Origin of the sequence: Cyanobium gracile PCC 6307 (assembly GCF_000316515.1) — a bacterium.
Taxonomy (GTDB): Bacteria; Cyanobacteriota; Cyanobacteriia; order PCC-6307; family Cyanobiaceae; genus Cyanobium; species Cyanobium gracile.
Window position 1 is genome coordinate 2,249,940 of the sequence record NC_019675.1, and the last position, 25,581, is coordinate 2,275,520.

Here is a 25,581-nt window from a genome sequence, read left to right on the forward strand (position 1 = left end):
CCTCGTTCTTCGCTTGCGGTCCGATGGCCACACGCCACTCTCTCTCTCACCGACTGGGCCCGATCGTCCTGGCGGCGGCGGCCGTCCTGATGGCCGGCGCCGGCACCGCCCAGAGCGCCCGTGCAGGCAATGACATTGAGGGTCCCGGTGGCAAGGGGGCCCAGGTGTACTGCTTCATGCGCAACAACGGCAACGTCCATGAAGTGAGCTGGACCGCCGCCTATGCCCTGATCAAGCGCCAGAGCTCCGGTCTGTTCAAGACCTCCCCCGAACACGCGGCGGTGATGATCACCGAGTCCGTGGTCCAGAACCCCGGCACCTTCCCGGATTGCGGCCGCTTCCTGGGGGATCTCTATGCACCGCGGACCTCCGGCAGCACCGCGGCCAGCCCCGAACCCGGCCCCACCTCCATCTCGGTCGTCGGCGGTGGTAAGGCTGGTGGCAGCGGCATGACCCGGAGTGAGCGTTACAACTGAGCGGGCCCGCCTGCGTCCCACCGCCCGGCCCCTGGGCCTGCTGCTGATCGTGCTGCTGGGCGGCTGTGCCGAGGAGCCCCTGCCCCAGCGGCCGATCACCCGGGAGGACTGCCTGCGGATCGTGACGCTGGAGGACCTGCCCGGGGCCCTGCGCCAGTGCGATCGGGTGGTGGCGGCCTTCCCGAAGGATCCCGGGCCCCTCAACGAGCGCTTCCTGCTCCACACCCTGGCCGGCAACACCACCGCGGCCTGCCGCGACATCGCCCGGGCCACGGTGCTGGCCACCGCGGTGCCGAAGGGCAAGCTCGATCCGATCCTGCGCCAGGACCTGGAGGTGCGCCGCAGCAGCTGCGCCGACGACGCCCCCCCGCCCGCCCCGGGAGCTGAGGGCCCGGCGGCGACTCAGCCGCTCTCCAGCCACCGGCGCACCAGCGCCGGCAGGGCCCCCTGGCGACGCAGGCTGTCCTGCCCCTGCAGCAGCAGGGAGATCCGCTCGGCCTTGCTGGCGATCAGGTCGTCCACCAGCCGGTCGGCCACACCCAGCTGCAGCCAGTGGCTGGTGAGCGCGGCCCCCATGCCGATCCGGTGGCAGCGGTCCTCCGCCTGCTCGGCGTCGCCCGGGGTCCAGGGCCGCTCGACCAGCACCACATGCCGGGCCCGGTGCAGGGTGAAGCCGAGGCCGCCGGTGCCGTAGGTGGCGATCAGCACGGGGTTCCGGCCCGACTGAAAGGCATCCACCAGCTTCTGGCGGCGCAGCGGCGGCACGGCGCCCACGAGGGGCCCCCCATCCCCTGGCCGGCCCAGCTGCTCGTGCAGGGCCAGGGCCGTGGCCACGAAGGCCGTGAACACCACCACCGCTTCGCCGGAAGCCACCAGCTCGGCCACCAGCGCGACGGTGGCGTCCACCTTGTGGCGCGAGGCGATCTGGCGCAGGGCGGTGAACACGGCCAGGGCCTCGGCGTCGCGGCGCACCTCACCGGCCATGGACCGGCGGCGGTAGTCGTCGATCCGCGCCTGCAGAGCCCGCTCGAAGGCCTCGGCGCCAGCAGGATCGAGGCTGACGGGCCGCTCGAGCCGCCGCTTCGGGGGCAGATCCAGGCACTGCCCCTTGCGGCGATGGAGCACCAGGGGGCGCACCAGCCGCTGCAGCTCCTCCAGCTGGCTGGCGCCGCTGGCCTGCCAGATCCGCCGTCCCCCCTGCTCCCGCCAGTGCCCCTGGCAATAGCGCTCCTCGAAGTGGCGCTGGTCGGCCGCCAGGGGATGGCCGATGGCGGCCAGCAGGGGGTAGAGCTGGACCGGCCGGCCGTTCTTCATCGGCGTGCCGGTGAGCAGCCAGATCGCCCGCAGGCGCGGATGGCGAGCCAGGCGCAGAAAGGCCTGGGTGCGGGCGGCCTGGAGCGACTGGGCGAAATGGGCCTCGTCAGCGATCAGCACCGTGCCGGCGGCCGGCAGCTCCGCCGGCAGCCGGGCCCAGCTGTGCAGCTCCAGGCGCAGGCCCAGGGCCGCTGCCTCCTGGCGCCAGTGGTGGTGCAGCCCCGCCGGGGCCACCACCACCAGCCGGCAGTCCGCCATGCGCACCAGGGCGCGGCCGGCCACCAGGGCACTGAGGGTCTTGCCGAGACCCATGGCATCCGCCAGCACGGCGCCACGGCGGGCCAGCAGCCAGCGCACTGCCAGCCGCTGGTGGCGAAACAGGCGGCGGCCGTCGGGGAGTTCATCGTGGGCGGCGGCCGCCGCCACCAGGGCCCGGTGGGGGGGCAGGGGCGGCAGGGGCTGCCCCAGCCAGCCGAACCAGCGGGCCAGCTCCGGGGTGAGCGGGAAGCGGCCGGCGCACTGCTGCTGCAGTGCCGCGGCCGCCTCGAGGGGAAACTGCCAGCAGCCGCGGTGGCTGAGCCACTGGCCCCGGGGGCGGATGGCCCGCAGCTGGGCCTGGGTGACCGCGTCGAACGGACTGACCACCTCGATCAGACCCGAGGCGCCCAGGCGCATCTGCACCAGGGGGGTGGCCAATGCGGCAAAAAGCAATCAAGAACACATTGACACCCGGGACGCTGAGGGCAAACTTCCGCCAACCGAGGCGCGCTGATGCAGGCCAGGGATGGAGTCTTTCTCGAAGACCTCTGCCCCAAGCTGCGAGCGCGTCGATGGCGACAGTCGCTGCACCGGATGACCGGCCGCCGCTGCCTCTACTGCGGCGAGGCGTCGGAATCCATCGACCACGTGCATCCGCTCAGCCGCGGCGGCCAGAGCATCACCGAGAACTGCGTGCCGGCCTGCCTGGGATGCAACGGCCGCAAAGGGGACAGCGATGCGTTCGTCTGGTACCGGAGTCAGCCCTTCTACGACCCGCGCCGGGCGATGGCCCTGCGGGCCTGGACTGACGGTGATCTGCGCCTGGCCCTGCGCCTGCTCCAGTGGGTGGCCCCCGCCGAACTGGAGACAGCCACGGCCGCCGAAGCGGAAGTGACTCACCAGACGCGACAGGCCTCCACCCCGTTGTGGCGGTGGCAGATGGCCTCCTGATCGAGGGGCTGCTCCGGCGCCAGCACCACGGCCCCCAGCACCAGCCCCACGGCCAGCAGCAGCGGGGCGGCGGCACGGTGGTGGCGCGCCGGGGCCCGATGGCCACGGCCGGCGAACGACTGGCCGAGGGCCCGCTCGAGGGGGCGACAGAGGGGGCGGGAGGGCGCGGGGCCGACAGGGAGACTGGCACCGAACGACGAGGTGGTCACGGGATGGGGAAACGGACAGTGATACAGATGTACTGATGACGGCAGATTCTGTCAACCCGGGGGCCGACGGCGGCCGGATCGACCACCCGGCTCTGCCCGCGGCCGCCGCCGCCATCGACCGGATGCTGGTGCTCGGCGGTGGCTACACCGGCCGCCGCCTCGCCCTGGCGCTGGAGGCGGCCGGTGTGCCGGTGCTGCTCACCCATCGCCAGCCGGCCCCGCCGGGCGACGCCCGGGGCTGGCTGCACTTCGATCCCGACCAGGGCGCCCTGCCTAGCCAGGCCGACCTGGCCGGGGTCAGCCACGTGCTGGTGACGATCCCGCCCGATGCCGGCGGCCGTGATCCGGTGCTGGAGTCCCTCGAGACCCGCCTGCGTCAGCTGGCGCCGGTCTGGGTGGGCTATCTCTCCACCACCGGGGTCTACGGCGACACCGGCGGCGCCTGGGTGGACGAGACAAGCCCCACCCGGCCGTTGCTGGAGCGCAGCCAGGCGCGGCTGGCCTGCGAGCAGGCCTGGCGCCGCAGCGGCCTGCCGGTGCAGCTGCTGCGGCTGCCCGCCATCTACGGCCCAGGCCGCAACCCGATGGTGAGCCTGCGCAACGGCACGGCCCGGCTCATCCACAAGCCCGGCCAGGTGTTCTCGCGGGTGCACGTCGACGACATCGTCGGCGCGGTGCTGCACACCATCGCCCTGTCCCCCGAGGCCAGGCCCGACACGCTGATCCTGGCGGACACCTTCCCCTGCCCCTCCAGCGAGATCCTGGGCCTGGCCGCCCATCTGCTGGACTGCCGGCTGCCGGAGGTGCAGCGCTACGAGGACGTGGCCGCGGGGATGGGTCCCATGGCCCGCAGCTTCTGGAGCGAGAATCGACGGGCCAGCAGCCGGAGGCTCAGGGACGACCTCGGCTACCGCCTGCTCTACCCCACCTACCGGGAGGGCCTGGCGTCCTGCAGCGGCGACTTCTTCTGAGCGCCGAAGATCGAGGGATCAATCAGGGAGGACAGCCCCGTGTCCTTGCCCATCTTCTCCCAATCCAGCACGACCCACTCGTTGCGGAAGGCGAGCCCCCCACCCAGCAGCAGCACGCCCAGCACCAGCAAGCGGACCATGAACCGACCCCGACAGCGCCCGATGGCATGAAAACTACTGCGGATCGCCTCGTCATCGCCCTGGGGGATCCCGCCGGCATCGGCGCCGAGGTGACCCTCAAGGCCCTTGCCCGGCCCCGGCCCGCCGGCCAGGAGGTGGTGCTGGTGGGCTGCGGCCGCTGGCTGCGGGACTGCCACCGCCAGCTGCTGACCTGCAGCGACGCGCCCCTGGCCGACCCCGATGCGTTTGCCTTGGTGGACATCCCCCTGGAGCAGCCGGTGGTCCCGGGGGTGAGCAGCCCCACGGCCGGTGCCGCCAGTTTCGCCTGGCTGACCGAGGCCGTGGCGCTGGTGGGCGCCGGCGGCGGCCGGGCCCTGGTGACAGCCCCGATCGCCAAGGCCAGCTGGCAGGCAGCGGGCCATGCCTACCCCGGCCAGACCGAGCGGCTGGCGGAACTGACCGGCGCCGCCGACGCCGGAATGCTGTTCACCGCAGTGGCCCCCGGCGGCGGCTGGCGGCTCAACACGCTCCTGGCCACCACCCACATCCCCCTGGCTGAGGTGAGCGTCCGGCTCGGGCCGGAGCTGGTGGAGCAGCGGCTGGAGGCCCTGCTGGCCTTCTGCCGCCGCTTCCGCAGCCGGCCCCGGCTGGTGGTGGCGGGCCTCAACCCCCACGCGGGGGAGGGGGGCCACCTGGGCCGGGAGGAGCAGGACTGGCTGATTCCCACCCTGCAGGCGTGGCAGGGCCGGCATCCGGAGGTGCGGCTGGAGGGGCCGGTGCCGCCGGACACCTGCTGGCTGGAGGCGGCGGACGCCTGGAGGGGCCAGGCTGAAGGGGCGGACGGCTACCTGGCGCTGTACCACGACCAGGGGCTGATCCCGGTGAAGCTGCTGGCCTTCGACGCCGCCGTCAACACCACCCTGGGCCTGCCCTTCCTGCGCACCTCCCCCGACCACGGCACCGCCTTCGCCATCGCCGGCCGGGGCATCGCCAGGGCCGACAGCATGGCGGCGGCAATCCAGACCGCCTGGGAGCTGGGTCCGCCCCCGGAGGCGTTCGCCCTCAGCCGGCCTTGATCCGCATCAGCACCTGGCCGAATTCCACCGGGGTGCCGTTCTCCACCAGGATCTCCACCACCTCGCCGCTGAACTCGCACTCCAGCTCGTTCATCAACTTCATCGCCTCGAGGATGCACACCGGCTGGCCGGCGCTGATGCGGCTGCCCACCTCCACGAAGGGGGCCTCCCCCGGAGCCGAGGAGCGGTAGAAGGTGCCCACCATCGGAGCCGTGACGGCCTGCAGATCACTGCGCACGGAAGCAGCGGGCGGCGGGGGCGCCGAAGGCCCCGGGGCAGGGGCGACCGCGGCCGCAGGGGCGGGAGACGGCGGTGGTGCCCCGGCCGGAGCCTGCACCATGGTGACGGTCGCCGGCGCGGGGGCCGGCAGGTTGCGGCGCACCTCCAGACGGAAGTCATCGCCTTCGAGCTTGAGCTCCTGAATGTCGCTGTCCCCGAGCAGGGCCAGCAACTGGCGCAGTTGGTCGTGATCGAGCTGCATGGCGATCAGGACTCCCGGCCCAGATAACTGTCGGTACGGGTGTCGACCTTGATCTTCTCGCCGATCGTGATGAACAGGGGCACCATCACCTGGGCGCCGGTCTCGACGATGGCGGGCTTGGTGCCGCCGGTGGCGGTGTCGCCCTTGACGCCGGGGTCGGTCTGGGTGACTTCGAGCACCACCGAATTGGGCAGCTCCACCTCCAGGGGCTTGCCGTTCCAGGAGACGACGCTCACCTCCATGCCCTCCTTGAGGTACTTGCGTCCGTCGCCGATCTGCTTGGCGGTCAGGCGGGTCTCCTCGTAGGAGGCCATGTCCATGAAAACGTAGTCATCACCTTCCATGTAGGTGTGCTGGAGGGTCGACTTCTCCAGCAGGGCCTGGGGCATGGTCTCCCCGGCGCGGAAGGTCTTCTCCACCACGTTGCCGCTCTGGACGCCCTTGAGCTTGGTGCGCACGAAGGCCGAGCCCTTGCCGGGCTTGACGTGAAGGAATTCGACGACGCGCCAGACCTGGCCATCCAGCTCAATGGTTGTGCCGGTGCGAAAGTCGTTGCTGGAGATCATTCCGGCGGATCGGATCGGGGGATTGTACGTCTGGCTACAGGCCCACCCGCGGACGGCGGCTGCGGAGCCCCGGGCCGGTTGTGCCAAAGTCCAGGCAGTCACAGGGGAAGCATGGACCGGCGACGCAGGCGCATCGGGTTCACCACCACGCTGGCCGCCCGGCTGGGGGCCGCCCTGACCCTCGTTCTCACCCTGCTGCTGGCGGTCCCCGCCGCCTGGGCCTACCTGCCCCAGGGCAACGCCGTCAGCGATCCCACCGCCCTGCTGCGCAACGCCCTTCCCATGGAGCAGGGCGACCTGCAGGGGCTCCAGCACCGCCTTGAGGACACCAGCGACGACCTGCGGGCCAAGCGCTGGAGCAGCCTGACCGGCTCCGTGCGCCGGGCCGAGTCCCAGCTCGGCGGCAGCCGGGAGCGGATCCTGGCCAGCTTCGATCCCGCCGACCGGCCCACCGCCGAAGCCCTGCTGGCCGACACGGCGGTGCATCTGCAGGAGCTGGCGGCCGCCGGTGAAGCCCAGGACCGGGACCGGTTCCTGGCCGCCCGCCGGGAGGCCCTCGCCGACATCGGCCAGGCCGAGGCCCTGCTGGTGGGGCCCTTCCCGTTCACGATTCCCGCCGAATTCGACGGGCTGCCGCGGCTCCTGGGCCGCGCCACCGTGCGGCTCACCACCACCAAAGGCGACCTGACCACCGTCGTGGACGGCTACAACGCCCCCCTGACCGCCGGCGCCTTCGTGGACCTGGTGCAGCGCGGCTTCTACGACGGCCTGCCCTTCAACCGCGCCGAGGACTTCTACGTGCTCCAGACCGGCGATCCCGCCGGCCCGGCCACCGGCTACGTGGATCCGATCAGCAAGCAGGAGCGCACCGTGCCCCTGGAGATCATGGTGCCCGGCCAGGAGGCCCCCTTCTACAACCAGACCTTCGAGGACCTGGGGATGTTCAAGGCCGAACCGGTGCTGCCCTTCGCCAGCAAGGGCACCCTGGGGTGGGCCCACTCCGACGAGGCCCTGGGCGACGGCTCCTCCCAGTTCTTCCTGTTCCTGTTCGAACCGGAGCTCACCCCGGCGGGCCTCAACCTCATCGACGGGCGCTATGCCGCCTTCGGCTATGTGGTGGACGGCTTCGACGTGCTCGAGGAGCTCACCGCCGACGACGGCATCGTCAAGGCGACGGTGGTCGAGGGGGCCGACAACCTGCGCCCCCATGCCTGAGGGGCCCACCCTGGCCCAGCTGGGGGAAGGGGAGCTGATCCGGCGCCTCGGTACCTTCGCGCCCCCGGGGCAGTTCGACGATGACGCCGCCCTGCTCGGAGCGGCCCTGCTGGGGGCGCACCCGGCGGGGGATCCGCCCCTGGTGCTGAACACCGACGTACTGGTGGAGGACGTCCACTTCAGTGCGGCGACGATGGGGGCCGCCGATGTGGGCTGGCGGGCGGCGGCGGCCAACCTCTCCGATCTGGCGGCCATGGGCTGCCGCGGCGCCGTGGGCATCACCGTGGCCCTGGTGGCCCCTGGGGATACGCCCTGGGCCTGGGTGGAGGGGGCCTACGGCGGCATGGCGGAGCTGCTGGCGGCCCACGGCGGCGTGCTGCTCGGGGGCGACTGCAGCGGCGGCCGCCAGCGTCTGCTGGCCGTCACCGCCCTGGGCCGGCTCCCGGCGGGGGGCGGCGCGATCCGCCGCGGGGACGGCCGGCCGGGGGATGTGCTGATCAGCACCGGCGCCCATGGGCTCAGCCGCCTGGGCCTGGCCCTGCTGCGGGGCGAGGCGCTGCCGGCCCTGCTGGCGGCCGGCCGGGAGCGGGCGATCCGTGCCCACCGCAGGCCCGTGCCCCGGTTCGATGCGGTGGCGGCCCTGGGGGCCAGCCGCCCGGCGACCCTGGACTGGCGGGTGGCCGGCTGCGACAGCAGTGATGGCCTGGCGATCGCGGCCTCCTGCCTGGCGGCGGCCAGCGGCTGCACGGCCCTGCTGTCCCGGGGCGCCCTGCCCCTGGCGGCGGAGCTGGAGGGCCAGGACGCCGGCGAGGACTGGTGCCTCTGGGGAGGTGAAGATTTCGAACTGGTGCTGGCCTTGGAGCCGGCCTGGGCCGAGGGCCTGGTGGAACGGCTGGCGGGCGCCTGCCGGATCGGCCAGCTGGTGGAACCCCAGCCCTGCGGAACCCTGGGTTGGGCGGAGGGGGGAGCCCCTATCGCCCCACCGGCCGCCGCCTTCCACCATTTCGGCTGACAGAATCAGCGGACGGATTCAGCCGAGGGCGGGCCGTCGGCTCACTTCCAGTTGCGGGCCACCACCTCGGCCAGGTCGACGACGCGCTGGCTGTAGCCCCACTCGTTGTCGTACCAGGCGATGACCTTGACCATGTTGTCGCCCATCACCAGGGTGAGATCGGAATCGACGATCGCCGACTCGTCGGTGCCGGCGTGGTCGGTGGAGACCAGAGGCAGGTCGCAGTACTTGATGATCCCCTTCATGCCGTTCTCCGAGGCGGACTTGAGGGTGGCGTTCACCTCCTCCTTGGTGGTGCCGCGGCTCACTTCGAGCACCAGATCGACCACCGAGACGTTGGGGGTGGGCACCCGCAGGGCGATGCCGTTCAGCTTGCCCTTCATCGGCGGGTACACCAGAGCCACCGCCTTGGCGGCGCCGGTGGAAGTGGGAACGATGTTGACGGCGGCAGCCCGGGCGCGACGCAGGTCGCGGTGGCTGGCATCGAGGATGCGCTGGTCCCCGGTATAGCTGTGGGTGGTGGTCATCGTGCCCTTGACGATGCCGAAGGCCTGGTCGAGCACCTTCACCACCGGCGCCATGCAGTTGGAGGTGCAGCTGGCGTTGCTGATGATGGCGAAGTCCTCGTGGCGGTACTGATCGGCGTTGACGCCGACCACGAAGGTGCCGACGCCGTCACCCTTGCCGGGAGCCGTGATCAGGACCTTGCTGGCACCGGCTTCGATATGCTTGCCAGCCCCCTTCTCGTCAATGAAGACGCCGGTGGCCTCGATCACCAGGTCGACGCCCCACTCCTTCCAGGGAAGGTTGAGAGGATTGCGGTCGGAGAAGCACTTGATCGGCTTGCCGTTGACCACGATGGTGTCGTCGGTATAGCTCACTTCCGCATTGCGGATGTGGCCGAGCATCGTGTCGTATTGGAGCAGGTGGGCGTTGGTCTTCGGATCGGAGGTGTCGTTCAGGCCCACCACTTCGATGCCGGTGTTCTCACCGCGGCTCAGCCAGCAGCGCATGAAATTCCGACCGATTCGGCCAAATCCATTGATCGCAACGCGCAAGGTCATGGCAGAAAGCGGTGGAACCCGCTAGCAAGGGGGGATTTTGGCTGCCGATCATACAGAAATGGGGGGTCCTGCTCTTTCCCGCAGCCACAGGCCTCGGATCGGACGGTCGGCAAAGCGAAGTATCCCGCAGAGGGGGGAGGGCCGATCTGCCGTTATTTTCGGCGTGGCCTGGAGTCCCCCTTGATCCCGAAGCTCGATCGCCGTCAGCCGCTCCATTTCATCGGGGCCGGGGGGATCGGCATGTCCGCCCTGGCAGGGATCCTGGCGGAGAGGGGCTTCATGGTGAGCGGCTCCGACCCCCGTCCCAGTCCCGTGCTGGAGCGACTGGGATCCGCCGGGGTGCAGGTGTTCCAGGAGCAGACCGCCGCAACGATCACCGCGGTGCTCGCCGGCCTCGACGGGACGATGGCGGATCCCCTGGTGGTGATCAGCTCGGCGGTGCCCGCCGCCAACGAGGAGCTGGCCGAGGCCCGGCGGCGCGGGCTGTCGATCGTGCACCGCTCCGACGTGCTGGCGGCCCTGATCAATGCCCAGCCGTCAATCGCGGTGGCCGGCAGCCACGGCAAGACCACCACCAGCACCCTGATCGCCACGCTCCTGGAGGCCGTCGGCGAGGACCCCACCGCCGTGATCGGGGGGATCGTGCCCGCCTTCGGCAGCAACGGCCGCCATGGCAAGGGCCGGCTGCTGGTGGCCGAGGCCGACGAATCGGACGGTTCCCTGGTGAAGTTCACGCCCAGCCTGGGGGTGCTCACCAACGTGGAGCTCGACCACACCGACCACTACCCGAACCTGGCCGCCCTGGTGGCCACCCTGCAGCACTTCGCCAGCGGCTGCACCACGCTGCTGGCCAACCGCGACTGTCCGGTGCTGCGGGAGCACTTCCAGGCCGCCAGTTGGTGGTCGACCTGCAGCAGCGAAGACGTCGACTTCGCTGCCATCCCCCTGGAGGAGCGGGGTGACGGCACCCTGGCCACCTGGTACGAGCACGGGAAGGCGCTCGGCACCCTGGAGGTGCCCCTGCCCGGCCGCCACAACCTGAGCAACACCGTGGCCGCCATGGCGGCCTGCCGGCTGGAGGGGGTGCCTTTCGAGGACCTGCGCCGGGCGGTGGCTGGGCTGCGCCCCCCCGGACGGCGCTTCGACTGCCGCGGCCTCTGGCAGAACCGGGCGATCGTCGACGACTACGCCCACCACCCCAGCGAGGTGGCCGCCACCATCGCCATGGCCCGGCTGATGGTGGAGAGCGGCCGCAGTCCGCTGCCGCTGGTGCCCCGGCGGCTGGTGGCCGTGTTCCAGCCCCACCGCTACACCCGCACCGCCCAGTTCCTGGACGATTTCGCCGCCGCCCTGACCGAGGCCGACGTGGTGCTGCTGGCGCCCCTGTATGCGGCGGGCGAGGCCCCGATGGAGGGGATCTCCAGCCAGGCCCTGGCGGAGTCGGTGCTGTCCCTCGCCCCCGACCTGACGGTAGCGGTGGCGGCCAGCATGGAGGCGCTGGCGGAGCTGGTGGCGGGCGGCACCGGCCCGGGCGACCTGGTGCTGGCGATGGGGGCCGGCGACGTCAACAGCCTCTGGGACCGCCTGGGGGCCCTCGACGAACGGGGTCGCCCCACCGCGCTGGTGGCCTGAGGGGATGGCGACGGCCCCGCTCAGCCAGCCCCGGGCAGGGGTCGCCCTGCGGGACTACACCACCTGGAAGGTCGGCGGGCCGGCCGCCTGGTTCGCCGAACCCGCCGACCAGGGGGAGCTGATCGCCCATGCCGCCTGGGCGGCGGCCTCGGGTCTTCCCTTCCGCTGCATCGGCGCGGGCTCCAACCTGCTGATCGCCGACGGAGGCCTCGACGGCCTCACCCTCTGCAACCGGCGGCTGCAGGGCAGCCGCCTGGACCCGGGCGAAGGCTGGGTGGAGGCTGAGGCGGGCGAACCGATCCCCACCCTGGCCCGCAAGGCGGCCCGCAGCGGCCTGCGGGGCCTGGAGTGGGCCGTCGGCATCCCCGGCACGGTGGGTGGCGCGGTGGTGATGAACGCCGGCGCCCAGGGGGGCTGCACCGCCGAGTGGCTGGTGTCGGTGCGGGTGCTGGATCCCCGCCGTCCCGACGCCCCCTTCGAACTGGCCGCCGGTGACCTGGCCTTCGCCTACCGCCACAGCCGCCTGCAGGAGGAGCCCCTGCTGGTGCTTTCGGCCCGCTTCCGGCTGGAGCCTGGGCACGACCCCGCGGTGCTGACCGCCCGCACCAGCGCCAACCTGCAGAGCCGCACCAGCTCCCAGCCCTACCAGCAACCCAGCTGCGGGAGCGTGTTCCGCAATCCCGAACCGCTCAAGGCCGGCCAGCTGATCGAATCCCTCGGCCTCAAGGGGCTCGCCATCGGCGATGCCCAGGTGTCGCCGATCCACGCCAATTTCATTGTCAACACCGGCGCCGCCACCGCCGCCGACATCGACGCCCTGATCCGGCTGGTGCAGCAGCGGGTGCTGGAGGACCGCGGGGTGCGCCTGCACCCGGAGGTCCAGCGGCTGGGGTTCTAGCCTGCCCCCAGACGACAACCCCCTGGCATGGCCGGCTTCGGACTTCCCAATTTCGGACAGCTGACCGAGGCCTTCCGCAAGGCCCAGCAGATTCAGCAGGACGCCCAGAAACTCCAGGAGGAACTCGATGCGATGGAGCTGCAGGGCAGCGACCCCGAGGGCCGCGCCAGCGTCTGGCTCTCCGGCAACCAGCAGCCCCTGCGGGTCGAGCTGAGCCCCGAGCTGCTCGCCGAACCCGTGGAGACGGTCGAGGCGGCCGTGCTGGCGGCCCTCTGCAAGGCCTACGAGGTCTCCACCGGCACCATGCGCGACCGCATGGAAACCCTCACCGGTGGCCTGGATCTGAATCTTCCCGGTCTGGGGAACTGAGGTCCCCCTCCAGGGCCGGCAGGTCCTGCTCCAGCCCCTGACGCAGGGTGCTGCGGGAGGAGCGGCGCAGCTGGGGATCGAGCAGGGGTTCGAGGCGGTCGCCCCGCTGACGCAGGCCCCGCTCCCCCTGGCGCCCCTGGCCGCTGCGGGAACGGGCCGCGACGGCCTCCACCTCCTCGAGGCAGCGGCCGTAGATCGCCTGGCGGTCCCAGCCGTCCCCCATGGCACAGCCCGGGTCGCCCAGGTGGCGGCAGTTGGCGAAACGGCAGGGGGTGGCCTGGAGGCGGGCCAGCAGCTCCGGGAAGGCCGCCGCCAGGCTCTGGGGGTCGGCGGGGAGGGCGGGGGTGTTGAAGCCGGGGGAATCGGCCACCAGGGCCTCCGGCGCCACGGAGAACAGCTCGACATGCCGGGTCGTGTGGCGTCCCCGTCGCAGCCGCCCGGAGACCGTGGCGACGCGCAGCTCCAGGGCCGGAGCCAGGGCATTGAGCAGGCTGCTCTTGCCCACGCCGGAGGGGCCGCAGAGCACGGCGATGCCCGGCGCGGCCAGCTGACGGCGCAGGATCTCCAGACCCTCGCCGCTGCGGGTGGAGATCGCCACCGTGCCGTAGCCCCAGCCCTCCAGCCGGCGACACCAGGCCCCCACCTCGGCCGGCGGCAGCAGGTCGGCCTTGCTGAGCACCACCTGCACCGGCTGGCCGGTGGCCTCGGCGGTGATCAGGAACCGCGTCAGCTGCAGGGGGTCGAGGCCGGGTTCGGCCACGGCCACCACCACCACCACCCGGTTCACGTTGGCGACCGCCGGCCGCTCCAGCAGGCTGCGGCGGGGTTCGAGGCCCACCACCGCCCCCCGTCGGGCCCGCCAGTCGACGGCTGCCACCGTCACCCGATCACCCACGCACACCTGCAGGCCGCTCTTGTCGAGGCGCGTGCGGCGGGTGCACAGGAGGTGGCCGTCGACCCCGAGCTCCGAGGGGCCATCGAGGCTCACCAGGCAGTAGTTGGCCTGCAGGGCCACCACCCGACCCGGCAGCGGCTCAGACTCCATCCCGTCGGACCAGCAGCCGCACCCCCTCCCCGGGGGCGAACGGCGACGGCTCGACCCGCTGCACGTCGTGCCCCTCGTTGCGCAGCCCTTCGGTCACCATCTGCTCCGGTTCCCCCCCGTCCAGGTCAATCCGCAGCCAGGCCCCCGGCGGCAGGGGCTCGAGGGCCAAACGGGCCCGGATGAAGTTGACCGGGCAAGCCGTTCCCCGCAGATCGAGGGCCACCGGCTCGTTCAACCGAACAGACCCCCGAACAGGCCGCTCTTGTGGTGGTGGCGCTGGCCCTTGCTGGTGTGGTGTCCGGCCAGCTGCTCCAGCAGCTGCCGCTCCTCGCCGTTGAGCTTGGTGGGCAGCTGCACCTTGATGGTGAACTGGTGGTTGCCGCGGGCCACCGGATTCCCGAGCCGCGGCACCCCCTTGCCCTGGAGGGTGATGACCGCCCCGGGCTGGGTGCCGGCGGGAATCTCCAGCGGCTCGTGGCCGTCGACGGTCTCGACCTCGATCGTGTCGCCCAGGATCGCCTGGAGGTAGTTGAGCGACACCTCGGAATGGACCGTGACGCCATCACGACGCAGATGGGGGTGGGACTGGACGGTGAGGAAGACGTAGAGATCCCCCGCCGGCCCGCCCCGCTGGCCGGCGTTGCCCTCCTGGCCCACCCGCAGGCGGGTGCCGGTGTCGACGCCGGCGGGGATGTTGATGCGCAGCTTCTTGCGCACCTGCTGCAGGCCCTGGCCGCCGCAGGCATTGCAGGGATCGGCGATCACCTGGCCGGTGCCATCGCAGGTGGGGCAGGGCGCCACCTGGGTGAAGCTGCCGAAGGGGGTGCGGGTGGCGCGTCGCACCTGACCGGCGCCGCCGCAGGTGCCACAGGTGGTGGGGCCGCTGCCCGCCTTGGCGCCGGAACCGTTGCAGGTGGTGCAGGTCTCGAGGTGGCGGATCTGGACATCCTTCTCGCTGCCGAAGACGGCCTCGCTGAAGCTGATGGTGAGATCCAGGCGCAGGTCGTCGCCCTGGCGGGGGCCGCGGCGTCGTGCCCCGGCCGCCGCGCCGCCGCCGGCCCCGCCGAAACCGCTGAAGAAGGTCTCAAAGAGGTCGGCGAAGCCCCCCATGTCGCCCATGTCGGGCATGCCGCCGGCGCCCCCCAGGCCGGCCTCGCCGAACTGGTCGTAGCGGGACCGGGCCTGGGGATCGCTGAGGACCTCATAGGCCCGGCCGATCTCCTTGAAGCGGTCCTCCGCGGCCGGATCCTTGTTGACGTCCGGGTGGTACTGGCGGGCCAGGCGCCGGTAGGCCTTCTTGAGGCTGTCGGCATCCACGTCCCGGCTGACACCGAGCAGCTCGTAGTAATCGGCCATCAGTCGGATGTCCCTTCGCTGGGTGGCGCCGATGCGTCGGAACGGAACCCACCGGCCGGGCCGGGACCCATGGACACCTTGACCAGGGCATGCCGCAGCACGCGGCCGTCGAGGTGGTAGCCCCGCTGCAGCTCCTCGATCACCACGTCCTCCGGATGCTCCTCACTGGGTTCGCGCAGCACGGCCTCGTGAAGGGAGGGATCGAAGGGTTCCCCCTCCACCCGCATCGGCGACACCCCCAGCTGTTTGAACACGTCGACCAGCTGTTTATAGAGGTTCTGGTAACTGCGATGCAGGCTCTGGGCCTCCTCGCTCTGGGGGTTGAGCTGCTGCCGGGCCCGGTCGAAGTTGTCGACCACCGGCAGGATCTCGGTGAGGGTGGTGCAGGTGATGTGCAGGCGCTGGTCCTCCTTGTCGCGGGACTGGCGCTTGCGGAAGTTGTCGAAATCGGCGGCGATGCGCATGTACTGGCCCTTCAGCGACTCGTTCTCGCTGCGCACCGAAGCCAGCTCGGCCTCCAGCTGGCTGACGCGATCAGCGGAGCTGTCCGCCGCATCCGGCACGGCACCGGCGGCCTCCGGGGCTCCGGGGCCCTCGGCGGGGGGCGTGGAGTCAGGGCCGCCGTCGGGATTCACCGGCAGGGTCTCGAGGAGTTCCTCCACCCGGGCTGCGTCGACCGCGCCCTCCCGGGGATCGATCCGTTCCTCATGGGGGGGAGTGATGTCGCCGGTCATGCGTTCTGGCAGGGATGTCAGATGCCGTTATGTTGAATGCCCAGGAGCCCTCTCCACAAGCGGTGGAAGCCCGCACCTCGGCCACGCTCCACCCACGGCTCCTCAGCTCGGCTTCGCTTCCGATCCTTCCCGTCGATGCCATCAGAAGGTCTCACCCAGCGCCCGCAGGTCACCGGTGCAGAGCACACCTCGCTCTTCCGCGACCTTGACCTGGGTCAGGCCGCCACTCCCCAGGGGCCAAGCACACCGGAAACCGAGGACCTGGAAGCCACCAGCTCGGGCGAGGGCATCTCGCCGGTGATGAGCCTGGTGGATCGGATCCTGATCGAGTCGCTCACCAGCGGCGCCAGCGACATCCACGTGGAACCCCAGGAAGACGGCCTGCTGGTCCGCTTCCGCCAGGACGGCGTGCTGCGCCGCATCGACAAGCTGCCCCGCACGTTGATTCCCGCGGTCACCTCCCGCTTCAAGATCATGGCCGACCTGGACATCGCCGAACGGCGGATGCCCCAGGACGGCCGGATCCGCCGCAACTTCCGCGGCCGCACCACGGACTTCCGGGTCAGCACCCTGCCCGGCCGCTACGGCGAGAAGGTGGTGCTGCGGCTGCTCGACAGCGGCGCCACCCAGTTGGGCCTGGACACCCTGATCACCGACGAGGAAGCCCGCTCCGCCTTGCGGGACATCGGCTCCAAGCCCTTCGGCATGATCCTGGTCACCGGGCCGACGGGTTCCGGCAAGTCGACCACCCTCTACGCCCTGCTCTCGGAGCGCAACGACCCCTCGATCAACATCTCCACGGTCGAGGATCCGATCGAATACACCCTCCAGGGCATCACCCAGACCCAGGTGAACCGGGAGAAGGGCTACGACTTCAGCTCCGCCCTGCGCGCCTTCATGCGGCAGGACCCGGACGTGCTGCTGGTGGGGGAGACCCGCGACCTGGAGACCGCCCGCACCGCCATCGAGGCGGCCCTGACGGGCCACCTGGTGCTCACGACCCTGCACTGCAACGACGCCGCCAGCGCCTTTGCCCGGCTCGACGAGATGGGGATGGAGCCCTTCCTGGTGAGCGCCTCACTGCTGGGGATCGTCTCCCAGCGCCTCCTGCGACGCCTGTGCAGCGAGTGCCGGATCCCCTACCACCCGAACCACAGCGAACTGGCCCGTTTCGGCCTGGTGGCCTCCGACGAGACCGACATCTCCTTCTACCGCGCCAACACGGTGCAGCCGGGCTCGGAGGGCTGCTGCAGCGCCTGCCAGGGGCGGGGGTACAAGGGCCGGGTGGGGGTCTACGAGATCCTGCGCATGAACGAGACCCTCTCCGCCGCCGTGGCCAAGCGGGCGACGACCGAGGAGCTGCGGCGCCTGGCCCTGGAGAGCGGCATGAAAACGCTCCTCGGCTACGGCCTCGATCTGGTGCGGGAGGGCCTGACCACCCTGGAGCAGGTGGAGCGCATGCTGCTCACCGACACGGGCCTGGAATCGGAGCGCCGCGCCCGGGCCCTGAGCACCCTCACCTGCCGCAGCTGCGGGGCCGGCCTGGAGGACGAATGGTTGGAATGTCCCTACTGTCTGTGCGTTCGGAGCTGAGCAGGATGGATCTCCTCATCGAAGACCTGATGCAGGAACTGGTGAAGGCCGGAGGCAGCGACCTGCACCTCTCCGCAGGCAATCCGCCCTACGGCCGATTCAGCGGCCAGTTGCGGCCCATTGTCCAGGACACCCAGCTCACCGAGGAGAGCTGCAATCGTCTGATCTTCTCCCTGCTCAACAACGCCTAGCGCAAGAACCTGGAGCAGAACTGGGAACTGGACTGCTCCTACGGCCTCAAGGGCGTGGCCCGGTTCCGGATCAACGTGTACCGCCAGCGGGGCACCTACGCGGCCTGTCTGCGGGCACTGGGCAACACGATTCCCAGCCTGGAGAAACTCGGGCTGCCGCCGATCGTCGAGGAGATCAGCAACAAACCCAAGGGCCTCGTCCTTGTGACCGGTCCCACCGGTTCCGGCAAGACCACCACCCTGGCCGCGCTGATCGAGCACATCAACGCCACCCGTTCGGAACACATCCTCACGATCGAGGATCCGATCGAATTCACCTACAAGAACGTCAGGTCCATCATTCACCAGCGGGAGCTCAACGAGGACACCCGCAGCTTCTCGAATGCCCTGCGCGCAGCCCTGCGGGAGGATCCCGATGTGATCCTGGTGGGGGAGCTGCGCGACCTGGAAACGATCCAGCTGGCCATCACCGCTGCCGAAACCGGCCACCTCGTCTTCGGCACCCTGCACACCAGTTCCGCCTCCCAGACCGTGGACCGGATGGTGGACGTGTTCCCCGCCGGCCAGCAGACCCAGATCCGGGTGCAGCTCAGCGGCAGCCTGCTGGCGGTCTTCTCCCAGACCCTCTGCAAGAGCGCCGAACCCACCGGCAACGGCGCCTTCGGCCGGGTGATGGCCCAGGAAATCATGATCAACACCCCCGCCATCGCCAACCTGATCCGGGAAGGCAAGAGCTCCCAGCTCTATTCCCAGATCCAGACCGGCGCCAACCAGGGAATGCAGACCCTGGAGCGGGCGCTCGCCAACCTGGTGGAGGAGGGCAGGGTCACCCGCGAGGAGGCACTGCTCAAGACCACCAAGCCCGAGGAGCTGGTTCGACTGCTCGATCGCTGAGGGACGCCATGACCGCCTTCGTCGTCACCTACACCACCAAGTCCGGCCAGCGCCGTGAGATGACGCTGAATGCCGACAGCCCCTCCGTCGCCCGGCGGGAGCTGCGCCGCCGCGGCATCCTGGCCAACACCCTGGTGCGCAAGGAGGCCCCCAAGGTTCCGCAGGCCAGCCCGAAGAAGACCGCCTCCTCCTTCAGCGGCCTGGCCGACCTGCTCGAAGGGCCGGTGACCATCCGCGACAAGGCCCTGTTCGCCAACAAGCTCTCCGCCCTGGTGGATGCGGGCGTACCGATCCTGCGCAGCCTCGACCTGATGCGGGTCCAGCAGCGCTCCAACAAGATGCGCCAGGCCCTGGCGGGCATGACCCAGGACGTCAACCAGGGCGACAGTCTGGGCAACGCCATGCGCCGCTGGCCGAAGGTGTTCGACAACCTCAGCATTGCCCTGGTGGAGGCGGGTGAGGCCGGTGGCGTCCTGGACGACACCCTCAAGCGCCTGGCCAAGCTGCTGGAGGACAACGCCAAGCTCCAGAACCAGATCAAGGGGGCGATGAGCTACCCGGTCACGGTGCTGGTGATCGCTATCGCGGTGTTCCTGGGCATGACAATCTTCCTGATTCCCACCTTCTCGAGCGTCTTCGAGCAGCTGGGGGCGGAACTGCCCCTGTTCACCCAGATGATGCTGAATCTGAGTGAGTTCCTGCGGTCCTGGCGGGCCCTGGTCCTGCTGGCGGCCCTGGTGGGCTTCGCGTTCTGGGTGGTGTCCACCTACAACACACCGATGGGCCGCCGCCAGATCGACGGCCTGCTGCTGAAACTTCCCCTGTTCGGCGAGTTGCTGCAGAAATCGGCCAGTGCCCAGTTCTGCCGCACCCTGAGTTCCCTCTCCAAGGCTGGGGTTCCGATCCTGCTTTCCCTGGAGATCGTGAGGGAGACGGCCACCAATTCCGTGATCTCCGATGCCATCATCTCGTCCAAGAATGAGGTGAGCGAGGGGATGCCCCTCAGCGCGGCCCTACGGCTGAAGAATGTGTTTCCGGAGATGTGCGTCAACATGCTCGCCATCGGCGAGGAAACCGGCGAGATGGACGCCATGCTCTCGAAGGTGGCCGACTTCTACGAAGACGAGGTCAGCACGATGGTGAAGGCCATGACCTCCATGCTGGAGCCGGCGATGATCGTCCTGGTGGGCATCATCGTCGGATCGGTGCTGCTGGCCATGTATCTGCCGATGTTCTCGATCTACGAGCACGTCCGCTGAGCCCTACGCGCCCGTGAGCTGAGCTGCCAGGGCCTGGCCCGCCAGCCAGCCCGAGCTCCAGCAGTGCTGGAAGTTGAAGCCGCCGGTCACGCCGTCCACGTCCAGCAGTTCCCCCACCAGAAACAGGCCCGGCCGCAGGCGGCTCTCCATCGAGGCCAGGTTGACCTCCGCCAGGGGGATGCCGCCGGCGGTGACGAACTCCTCGCCGAAGGGGCCGCGGCCGGAGACCCCGTAGCGGCTGTCACGCAGGGCCGTGACCAGGGCCTGCTCCCCGCGACGGGGGAGATCGGCCCAGCGCAGGCTGGCGTCCAGTCCCGCCAGGGCCAGCAGGTGCAGCCAGAGGCGGCGGCTGAGGTCGGGCCAGGGCCGCCAGTTGCCGAGCTGACGCCGGGCCTGATCGCGGCGCGCCGCGGCGAACCAGCCTTCCAGCTCCGCCGGCCTGCGGCCGCCGGTCCAGTCGACCCGGAGATCGGCCCGGTAGCGGCGCTCCCGCAGGGCCCGGGCGGCGAAGGCCGTGAGCCGCAGGGTGGCCGGCCCGCTGAGGCCCCAGTGGGTGATCAGCACCGGCCCCCGCTGCCGCTGGGGCTTGGCGGCGGCGGTGGAGGCCGTGGCAGTGGCGGCCGTGGCGGCATCCGCCAGGGGGGCCAGCAACAGCTCCAGCTGCACCGGATCCATCGCCACTCCGGCCAGGTCCAGCAGGGGGTGGTCGGCCAGGGTGAGGGTGAACAGGGAGGGCACCGGCGCCACCAGGCCATGGCCCAGGGAAGCGGCGATGCGGTGGCCGCTGGGGTGGCTGCCCGTCGCCAGCACGAGGCGATCGGCGAGCAGCTCGGCCCCCGAGCGCAACCGCAGCCGGAACCCGCCGCCGGGCAGGGCCTCCACCCCCTGGCCCGCCTCGGCCGTGTGCAGCGCCACCCCGGCGGCGGTGGCCGCCCGGCGCAGGGTGTCGACCACCGAGGCGGAACGGTTGGAGCGGGGGAACAGCCGCCCGTCGGGCTCCTCCACCAGCTGCAGGCCATGGGCCTGGAACCAGGCCACCGTGTCGCCGGGGGCGAAGCGCGAGAAGGGGCCCCGCAGGGCCTTGCCGCCCCGCGGGTAGTGATCCACCAGCAGCCGCGGATCCCAGCAGGCGTGGGTGACGTTGCAGCGGCCGCCGCCGCTGATCAGCACCTTGTGCAGCGGATCGGGGGTGGACTCCAGCAGCAGCACCCCCCCGGACAGGTGGCCGGCGGCCGCTTCCGCGGCCGCGATGGCGGCCATGAAGCCGGCCGGGCCCCCTCCCACCACCACCACGGAGGCACGGCTGGGCAGCATGGGGCGATGGAGCACAACTACCGCTTCAGTGTGGCGCCCATGCTGGACTGCACCGATCGGCACTTCCGGGTGCTGATGCGACAGGTCAGCCGGCACTGCCTGCTCTACTCCGAGATGGTGGTGGCCCGGGCGCTGCACCACATCGCCCACGACGGCGCCCCCTCCCGCATGGGGGAGCGGCAGCAGCGGCTGGAGCGGCTGCTGGGGTTCGATCCGATCGAGCACCCCCTGGCCCTGCAGCTGGGGGGCGACGACCCGGAGCTGCTGGCGGAGGCCGCCCGGATGGGGGCCGCCTGGGGGTACGACGAGATCAACCTGAACCTGGGCTGCCCCAGTGAAAAGGTGCAGCAGGGCCGCTTCGGGGCCTGCCTGATGGCGGAACCGGAGCGGGTGGCTCGCTGCGTGGCGGCGATGGCGGCGGCCACGCCCCTGCCGGTAACGGTGAAGCACCGCATCGGCATCGACAAGCAGGATTCCTACGCGGAACTGCTGGCCTTCGTGGACACCCTGGCCGCAGCCGGCGCTGCCCGCTTTGCCGTGCACGCCCGCAAGGCCTGGCTGAACGGCCTCGATCCGAAGCAGAACCGCACCGTGCCGCCCCTGCGCTGGGATCTGGTGCACCGCCTCAAGGCGGAGCGACCGGCGCTGAGGATCGAACTGAACGGTGGCCTCGAGGAGCTCGCACCCTGCCGGGAGCAGCTGGCCTGGGTGGACGGGGTGATGGTGGGCCGGGCCGCCTACGCCCACCCCCTGCGCTGGGCGGGGGTGGACCGGCAGATCTTCGGGGATGGGGACGCCGGGGAAGCCCGGGCCTCGACGGTGCTCCGGGGGGTGCTGCCCCACGCCGAACGCTGGTGCGCCTCGGGGGGACGCCTCTGGCCGATCGCCCGGCACCTGGTGCAGGTGGTGGAGGGGGTCAGCGGGGCCCGCCACTGGCGCGGCTGGCTGACCCGGGAGGCCGGTCTGGCGGGCGCTGGCCCCGCCGTACTGGAGGAGGCCGCCCGCCAGCTGGAGGAACGGGGCCTGTGAGCCGACCCAGCCCGCGGCCGGGCGGGCCTCAGACCTCGGGGCCTCAGACCTCGGCGCCGCCGTAGTCGCCACCGCCGTAGTCACCACCACCACCGCCGCTGCGGCGCCGGCGGGAGCGGCCCGCCTCGAAGGCATCGGGGGCGGCACCGCCACCACCAGCTCCACCGCCGCCGTAGCTGCGGTCCTCCCAGCCCTTGGCCCCGGAACCGCGGTCGGCGCCGTAGCCGCCGCCACCACCGCCATAGCCGCCACCGCCACCTCCGTAGCCACCGCCGCCGCCACCACCGCCGTAGCCGCCACCGCCACCGCGGCGCGGACCACCGCCGCCACCACCGCCGCTGCGGGGCTCGGCCTTGTTGATGCGCAGGGGACGACCCATCAGCTCGGCCCCCTGCAGGGCGTCGATGGCCCGGGTCTCGGTGTCGGCATCCGCCATCTCGATGAAGGCGAAGCCGCGCTTGCGGCCGGTGTCGCGCTCCAGCGGCAGGGAGCAGTTGACCACTTCGCCGAAGGGCGCGAACAGTTCAGCCACGTCTTCCTGCTCGGCGCGGAAGGGAAGATTGCCGACGAAAATACTCACTGACCGATGAGGGGGAACCGATGGGGCGCACGGGCGCCCGAGACCCCCCAAGATTAGACGTAGACCCGCGATTCCAACGCCCGCCGGAGAAGCTCAGGAGGTGCGATCGAGGCGCTCCCGCGCCAGACGCAGCTGCTCGGCCACCCGCTCGAAGCCCGTGCCGCCCTCACTGCGGCGGGCCGCCACCACCTGGCGCGGGGCGATCACCGCATGGATGTCCGCTTCGAAGGCGGGATGAAGCTGCTGCCAGCGCTCCAGGGGCAGATCGGCCAGCAACCGCTGCTCCAGCAGGCAGGCCTTCACCAGCCCGCCGACCAGCTGGTAGGCCTCCCGGAACGGCACCCCGCGGGCCACCAGATAGTCGGCCACATCGGTGGCATTGGAGTAATCGGCGGCCACGGCGGCCTCCAGACGGGCGGGGCGGAAGTCGAGACCCTCCTCGAACAGCACGGCCATCGCCTCCAGGCAGTCGAGGCAGGTGCGCACCCCGTCGAAGAGGGCTTCCTTGTCCTCCTGGAAATCCTTGTTGTAGGCGAGGGGCAGACCCTTGATCATCGTCAGCAGCCCCATCAGGTGGCCGAACACCCGGCCGCTCTTGCCGCGCACCAGTTCGGGCACATCGGGATTCTTCTTCTGGGGCATCAGGCTGCTGCCGGTGGCGCAGCGGTCGGTGAGCCCCACGAAGCCGAACTCCTCGCTGGCCCAGAGGATCACCTCCTCCGCCAGGCGGCTCAGGTGGGCCATCACCAATGACAGCGCCGCCATCGTCTCGACAGCGAAGTCGCGGTCGCTGACCGCATCGAGGCTGTTGGCGTAGATCGCCTCGAAGCCCAGCTCGGCGGCGGTCTGGCGGCGGTCGATCGGCACGGGCGTTCCCGCCAGAGCCGCCGCCCCGAGGGGGCAGATGTTGACGCGGCGGCGCACGTCGGCCAGGCGCTGCCGGTCCCGCTCGGCCATCTCGACGTAGGCGAGCAGGTGGTGGGCGAGGCAGACCGGCTGGGCCCGCTGCAGGTGGGTGTACCCGGGGATCAGGGTGTCGGGGTGGGCCTCGGCCCGCACCAGCAGGGCCTGCTCAAAGCGCACCAGGGCGGCGTCGATGGCATCGATGCGGCGCCGCAGCCACAGGCGCAGGTCGGTGCCCACCTGGTCGTTGCGGCTGCGGCCGGTGTGCAGCTTCTTGCCGAGGGGGCCGAGGAGCTCGATCAGGCGCCGCTCCACGGCGAAATGCACGTCCTCCGCCTCCAGACCCGGCGTGAACCGCCCGGCGGCCGCTTCGGAGCGGATGGCTTCGAGCCCCTCGATCAGGCGCTCCGCCTCCGGCTCGCTGATCACCCCGCAGCGGCCCAGCATGCGGGCGTGGGCGACGGAGCCGTCGAGATCCTCCTGGAGCAGGGCGATGTCGAAACCGATCGAGGCGTTGAACCGCTCGATCGCCGGATGCAGGCCCTGCTCGAAGCGATCGCTCCAGGTGGTGGGGGAGGGGTCGGCGGCCATCAGGGGGTTCCGGGCAGCCCCTCAGCTTGCCATTCGTCTCAGGTGGCGGGCAGGGTGGGCAGCACCACCCCGTCCCTCACCTTCAGCACCACCATCGAGGCGTCGTCCTCGAGCCTGCGGTCGCTGCCGACGAAGCGGTCGAGGCGCTCGAACAGCCGATCCAGGATCGCCTGGGCGTCGTGGGCGGCCCGGCAGGCGCCCTGGAAGGCCTTCACCAGCCGCTCCTCGTCGAAGCGCTCGCCGCTGAAGCCGCTGGCCTCCGTCACTCCGTCGGTGTAATAGAGGATCACGTCGCCGGTCTCCAGCTGCAGCTCGCCGCAGCCGTACTCGGCCTCGCTCTGCAGGCCGATCAGCAGGCCGGGGGTGTCGAGCCGCTCCACCCGGCCCGACTGGCGCCGCCAGACCAGGGGCGGGTTGTGGGCCGCATTGGCGTAGCGCAGCAGGCGGGTGCGGGGGTCGTAGTCGGAATAGAAGAGGGTGACGAAGCGGTGCGAGTGGGCCAGGTCCTCCTGGGCCAGCTGATTGAGGTCGTGGAGGATGCGGTCGGGCGGCAGTCCGCTGAGCACCTCGGCCCGCAGCATGCCCCGCAGCAAGGTCATCAGCAGGCCGGCCGGCACACCCTTGCCCATGACATCGCCCATCACCAGCGCCCAGGGGGCCTGCTCGCGCCGGTGGCCGGTGAGCTGGGGCTGGGTGGGGATGAAGTCGTAGTAGTCGCCGCCCACCTGGAAGGCGGGGCGGCAGAGGGCCGCCAGCTCGACGCCGTCGATCACGGGGCAGTGGTCGGGCAGCAGCTGGGACTGGACCTCGGCGCCGATGCTCAGCTGGCGGTCGAGCCGCTCATGGCGGCGCCGGTCCTGCTGCAGCAGCTCGTTCTCCAGGGCCACACCGGTGAGGTCGGCCACCAGCTGCAGGTGGCGGCGACGCACATCGCTCCAGCTGAAGCCGCGTCGGTCGCTGAACACGTAGAGCCGGCCCCGCTGGCGGCTGCGGGCCACCACGGAGGTGGCGAACACCTGGTGGACGCCGAGCAGGCGCTGGATCAGGGGGTCGAGCAGCACCGCGACGGCCTCGTCGCCCTCCTGGTTCTGGAGCTGCCCATCGGGCAGGGCGGCCAGCTGGCGCAGCACCTCGGCGCTGCGCTCGCCGGGGGTGGCCTGGAGCTGCTCGCGCCAGAGCCGGCCATCGGCATGGAACACCACGAGCAGGCTGCCCTCCCCCTCCACCAGGCGCGCCGCCACCAGGGGCACCAGTTCGAGGAAGCGCTTGAGGTTGGTGTAGCTGCGCAGGGCGAAGGAAAGCGACGCCAGCAGCTCCAGGTTGCGGCGCTGCTCCCGGCCGAGGCTGTCGAGCAGCTGGCGCAGCGAGGCCCCAGCGGAGAGCCCCTGTGCGGGACGGGACGCCGCGGTGGGGGTGGAATGGGGCTGCGGGGGCGGCAGGCTGCTCACCGAGCGGCCGCAAAGGACACGCAAGGTAGCAG

The 25,581-nt window shown here is 71.2% G+C and carries 26 protein-coding genes and 1 pseudogene; 13 read left to right on the plus strand and 14 right to left on the minus strand.

Features of this window, described 5'->3' with window-relative positions:
• The first annotated feature begins 23 nt into the window (after nt 1-23).
• Nucleotides 24-476 carry a DUF6554 family protein gene (locus tag CYAGR_RS19200; protein WP_015109869.1) on the plus strand — a complete coding sequence of 151 codons (453 nt, stop codon included), beginning with the start codon at nt 24-26 and terminating at the stop codon, nt 474-476.
• Between the two features lie 402 nt (nt 477-878).
• Here CYAGR_RS19200 and CYAGR_RS10920 read toward each other — a convergent pair whose 3' ends face one another.
• Nucleotides 879-2,465: a DEAD/DEAH box helicase gene (locus CYAGR_RS10920; RefSeq protein WP_015109870.1), complete on the minus strand. Its 1,587-nt coding sequence runs from the start codon at nt 2,463-2,465 to the stop codon at nt 879-881.
• Between the two features lie 96 nt (nt 2,466-2,561).
• On the opposite strand from CYAGR_RS10920, the gene CYAGR_RS10925 reads away from it, so the two are divergent.
• Entirely contained in the window at nt 2,562-2,999 is a 438-nt protein-coding gene (locus CYAGR_RS10925; RefSeq protein WP_015109871.1) for an HNH endonuclease, read from the plus strand.
• On the opposite strand, the gene CYAGR_RS17265 is transcribed toward CYAGR_RS10925, so the two are convergent.
• Complete coding sequence (locus CYAGR_RS17265) at nt 2,945-3,208, minus strand: hypothetical protein (protein ID WP_015109872.1); 264 nt, start codon at nt 3,206-3,208, stop codon at nt 2,945-2,947. The two genes, CYAGR_RS10925 and CYAGR_RS17265, sit on opposite strands and share 55 nt — an antisense overlap.
• A 35-nt stretch (nt 3,209-3,243) precedes the next feature.
• Here CYAGR_RS17265 and CYAGR_RS10935 point away from each other — a divergent pair, with 35 nt between their 5' ends.
• Nucleotides 3,244-4,179, plus strand: coding sequence for a Rossmann-fold NAD(P)-binding domain-containing protein (locus tag CYAGR_RS10935; RefSeq protein WP_015109873.1), 936 nt, complete (start codon nt 3,244-3,246; stop codon nt 4,177-4,179).
• On the opposite strand, the gene CYAGR_RS10940 is transcribed toward CYAGR_RS10935, so the two are convergent.
• Nucleotides 4,137-4,319, minus strand: a complete 183-nt coding sequence (locus CYAGR_RS10940) for a hypothetical protein (RefSeq protein ID WP_015109874.1) — start codon at nt 4,317-4,319, stop codon at nt 4,137-4,139. The two genes, CYAGR_RS10935 and CYAGR_RS10940, sit on opposite strands and share 43 nt — an antisense overlap.
• A 27-nt stretch (nt 4,320-4,346) precedes the next feature.
• Here CYAGR_RS10940 and pdxA point away from each other — a divergent pair, with 27 nt between their 5' ends.
• On the plus strand, nt 4,347-5,375 hold the full coding sequence (gene pdxA / locus CYAGR_RS10945; RefSeq protein ID WP_015109875.1) for a 4-hydroxythreonine-4-phosphate dehydrogenase PdxA: 1,029 nt from the start codon (nt 4,347-4,349) through the stop codon (nt 5,373-5,375).
• On the opposite strand, the gene accB is transcribed toward pdxA, so the two are convergent.
• Together accB and efp are read right to left on the minus strand one after the other, a co-directional pair.
• Nucleotides 5,362-5,856, minus strand: a complete 495-nt coding sequence (gene accB, locus CYAGR_RS10950) for an acetyl-CoA carboxylase biotin carboxyl carrier protein (RefSeq protein ID WP_015109876.1) — start codon at nt 5,854-5,856, stop codon at nt 5,362-5,364. The genes pdxA and accB overlap by 14 nt on opposite strands.
• Before the next feature lie 5 nt (nt 5,857-5,861).
• The gene (gene efp / locus CYAGR_RS10955; protein WP_015109877.1) at nt 5,862-6,422 is read right to left on the minus strand and encodes an elongation factor P; all 561 of its coding nucleotides are present in this window, start codon (nt 6,420-6,422) and stop codon (nt 5,862-5,864) included.
• 111 nt (nt 6,423-6,533) lie between these two features.
• Between efp and CYAGR_RS10960 the strand changes: the two genes are divergently transcribed.
• Complete coding sequence (locus tag CYAGR_RS10960) at nt 6,534-7,637, plus strand: peptidylprolyl isomerase (protein ID WP_015109878.1); 1,104 nt, start codon at nt 6,534-6,536, stop codon at nt 7,635-7,637.
• Entirely contained in the window at nt 7,630-8,649 is a 1,020-nt protein-coding gene (gene thiL / locus CYAGR_RS10965; protein ID WP_015109879.1) for a thiamine-phosphate kinase, read from the plus strand. The genes CYAGR_RS10960 and thiL overlap by 8 nt, the downstream gene beginning before the upstream one ends.
• 41 nt (nt 8,650-8,690) lie before the next feature.
• On the opposite strand, the gene CYAGR_RS10970 is transcribed toward thiL, so the two are convergent.
• Nucleotides 8,691-9,713 carry a type I glyceraldehyde-3-phosphate dehydrogenase gene (locus tag CYAGR_RS10970; protein WP_015109880.1) on the minus strand — a complete coding sequence of 341 codons (1,023 nt, stop codon included), beginning with the start codon at nt 9,711-9,713 and terminating at the stop codon, nt 8,691-8,693.
• Nucleotides 9,714-9,896: 183 nt separating this feature from the next.
• On the opposite strand from CYAGR_RS10970, the gene murC reads away from it, so the two are divergent.
• From murC to CYAGR_RS10985, 3 genes are read left to right on the plus strand one after another with little or no spacing between them, the layout of a single operon-like run.
• Nucleotides 9,897-11,345: a UDP-N-acetylmuramate--L-alanine ligase gene (gene murC / locus CYAGR_RS10975; RefSeq protein WP_043327064.1), complete on the plus strand. Its 1,449-nt coding sequence runs from the start codon at nt 9,897-9,899 to the stop codon at nt 11,343-11,345.
• Nucleotides 11,346-11,349: 4 nt separating this feature from the next.
• The gene (murB, locus tag CYAGR_RS10980) at nt 11,350-12,243 is read left to right on the plus strand and encodes a UDP-N-acetylmuramate dehydrogenase (protein WP_015109882.1); all 894 of its coding nucleotides are present in this window, start codon (nt 11,350-11,352) and stop codon (nt 12,241-12,243) included.
• A 27-nt stretch (nt 12,244-12,270) separates the two neighbouring features.
• Entirely contained in the window at nt 12,271-12,612 is a 342-nt protein-coding gene (locus tag CYAGR_RS10985) for a YbaB/EbfC family nucleoid-associated protein (RefSeq protein ID WP_015109883.1), read from the plus strand.
• Here the strand turns inward: CYAGR_RS10985 and rsgA are convergent.
• From rsgA to grpE, 4 genes are read right to left on the minus strand one after another with little or no spacing between them, the layout of a single operon-like run.
• Nucleotides 12,569-13,657, minus strand: coding sequence for a ribosome small subunit-dependent GTPase A (gene rsgA, locus CYAGR_RS10990; protein WP_015109884.1), 1,089 nt, complete (start codon nt 13,655-13,657; stop codon nt 12,569-12,571). The genes CYAGR_RS10985 and rsgA overlap by 44 nt on opposite strands.
• Complete coding sequence (locus CYAGR_RS10995) at nt 13,647-13,892, minus strand: sulfurtransferase TusA family protein (RefSeq protein ID WP_015109885.1); 246 nt, start codon at nt 13,890-13,892, stop codon at nt 13,647-13,649. The genes rsgA and CYAGR_RS10995 overlap by 11 nt, the downstream gene beginning before the upstream one ends.
• Nucleotides 13,889-15,013, minus strand: coding sequence for a molecular chaperone DnaJ (dnaJ, locus tag CYAGR_RS11000; protein ID WP_015109886.1), 1,125 nt, complete (start codon nt 15,011-15,013; stop codon nt 13,889-13,891). The genes CYAGR_RS10995 and dnaJ overlap by 4 nt, the downstream gene beginning before the upstream one ends.
• Nucleotides 15,013-15,747: a nucleotide exchange factor GrpE gene (grpE, locus tag CYAGR_RS11005; protein WP_015109887.1), complete on the minus strand. Its 735-nt coding sequence runs from the start codon at nt 15,745-15,747 to the stop codon at nt 15,013-15,015. The genes dnaJ and grpE overlap by 1 nt, the downstream gene beginning before the upstream one ends.
• Before the next feature lie 135 nt (nt 15,748-15,882).
• Here grpE and CYAGR_RS11010 point away from each other — a divergent pair, with 135 nt between their 5' ends.
• The 3 genes and pseudogenes from CYAGR_RS11010 to CYAGR_RS11020 all read left to right on the plus strand — a co-directional run bounded on the left by CYAGR_RS11010 (nt 15,883) and on the right by CYAGR_RS11020 (nt 19,684).
• Nucleotides 15,883-17,340: a GspE/PulE family protein gene (locus CYAGR_RS11010; protein ID WP_015109888.1), complete on the plus strand. Its 1,458-nt coding sequence runs from the start codon at nt 15,883-15,885 to the stop codon at nt 17,338-17,340.
• Nucleotides 17,341-17,345: 5 nt separating this feature from the next.
• A pseudogene (locus CYAGR_RS11015) lies at nt 17,346-18,425 on the plus strand (type IV pilus twitching motility protein PilT).
• A gap of 8 nt (nt 18,426-18,433) precedes the next feature.
• On the plus strand, nt 18,434-19,684 hold the full coding sequence (locus tag CYAGR_RS11020; RefSeq protein WP_015109889.1) for a type II secretion system F family protein: 1,251 nt from the start codon (nt 18,434-18,436) through the stop codon (nt 19,682-19,684).
• 3 nt (nt 19,685-19,687) lie between these two features.
• Here CYAGR_RS11020 and CYAGR_RS11025 read toward each other — a convergent pair whose 3' ends face one another.
• Nucleotides 19,688-20,998 carry an aminoacetone oxidase family FAD-binding enzyme gene (locus tag CYAGR_RS11025; RefSeq protein ID WP_015109890.1) on the minus strand — a complete coding sequence of 437 codons (1,311 nt, stop codon included), beginning with the start codon at nt 20,996-20,998 and terminating at the stop codon, nt 19,688-19,690.
• Nucleotides 20,999-21,004: 6 nt separating this feature from the next.
• Between CYAGR_RS11025 and dusA the strand changes: the two genes are divergently transcribed.
• On the plus strand, nt 21,005-22,027 hold the full coding sequence (dusA, locus tag CYAGR_RS11030) for a tRNA dihydrouridine(20/20a) synthase DusA (RefSeq protein ID WP_015109891.1): 1,023 nt from the start codon (nt 21,005-21,007) through the stop codon (nt 22,025-22,027).
• Between the two features lie 43 nt (nt 22,028-22,070).
• Here the strand turns inward: dusA and CYAGR_RS11035 are convergent, their stop codons facing one another.
• The 3 genes from CYAGR_RS11035 to CYAGR_RS11045 all read right to left on the minus strand — a co-directional run bounded on the left by CYAGR_RS11035 (nt 22,071) and on the right by CYAGR_RS11045 (nt 25,573).
• Nucleotides 22,071-22,607, minus strand: a complete 537-nt coding sequence (locus tag CYAGR_RS11035; RefSeq protein ID WP_015109892.1) for an RNA recognition motif domain-containing protein — start codon at nt 22,605-22,607, stop codon at nt 22,071-22,073.
• Between the two features lie 93 nt (nt 22,608-22,700).
• Nucleotides 22,701-24,101 (minus strand): argininosuccinate lyase, encoded by a 1,401-nt coding sequence (gene argH / locus CYAGR_RS11040; protein ID WP_015109893.1) that lies wholly within the window; start codon nt 24,099-24,101, stop codon nt 22,701-22,703.
• Between the two features lie 38 nt (nt 24,102-24,139).
• Nucleotides 24,140-25,573: a PP2C family protein-serine/threonine phosphatase gene (locus CYAGR_RS11045; protein ID WP_015109894.1), complete on the minus strand. Its 1,434-nt coding sequence runs from the start codon at nt 25,571-25,573 to the stop codon at nt 24,140-24,142.
• Between the last annotated feature and the right edge of the window lie 8 nt (nt 25,574-25,581).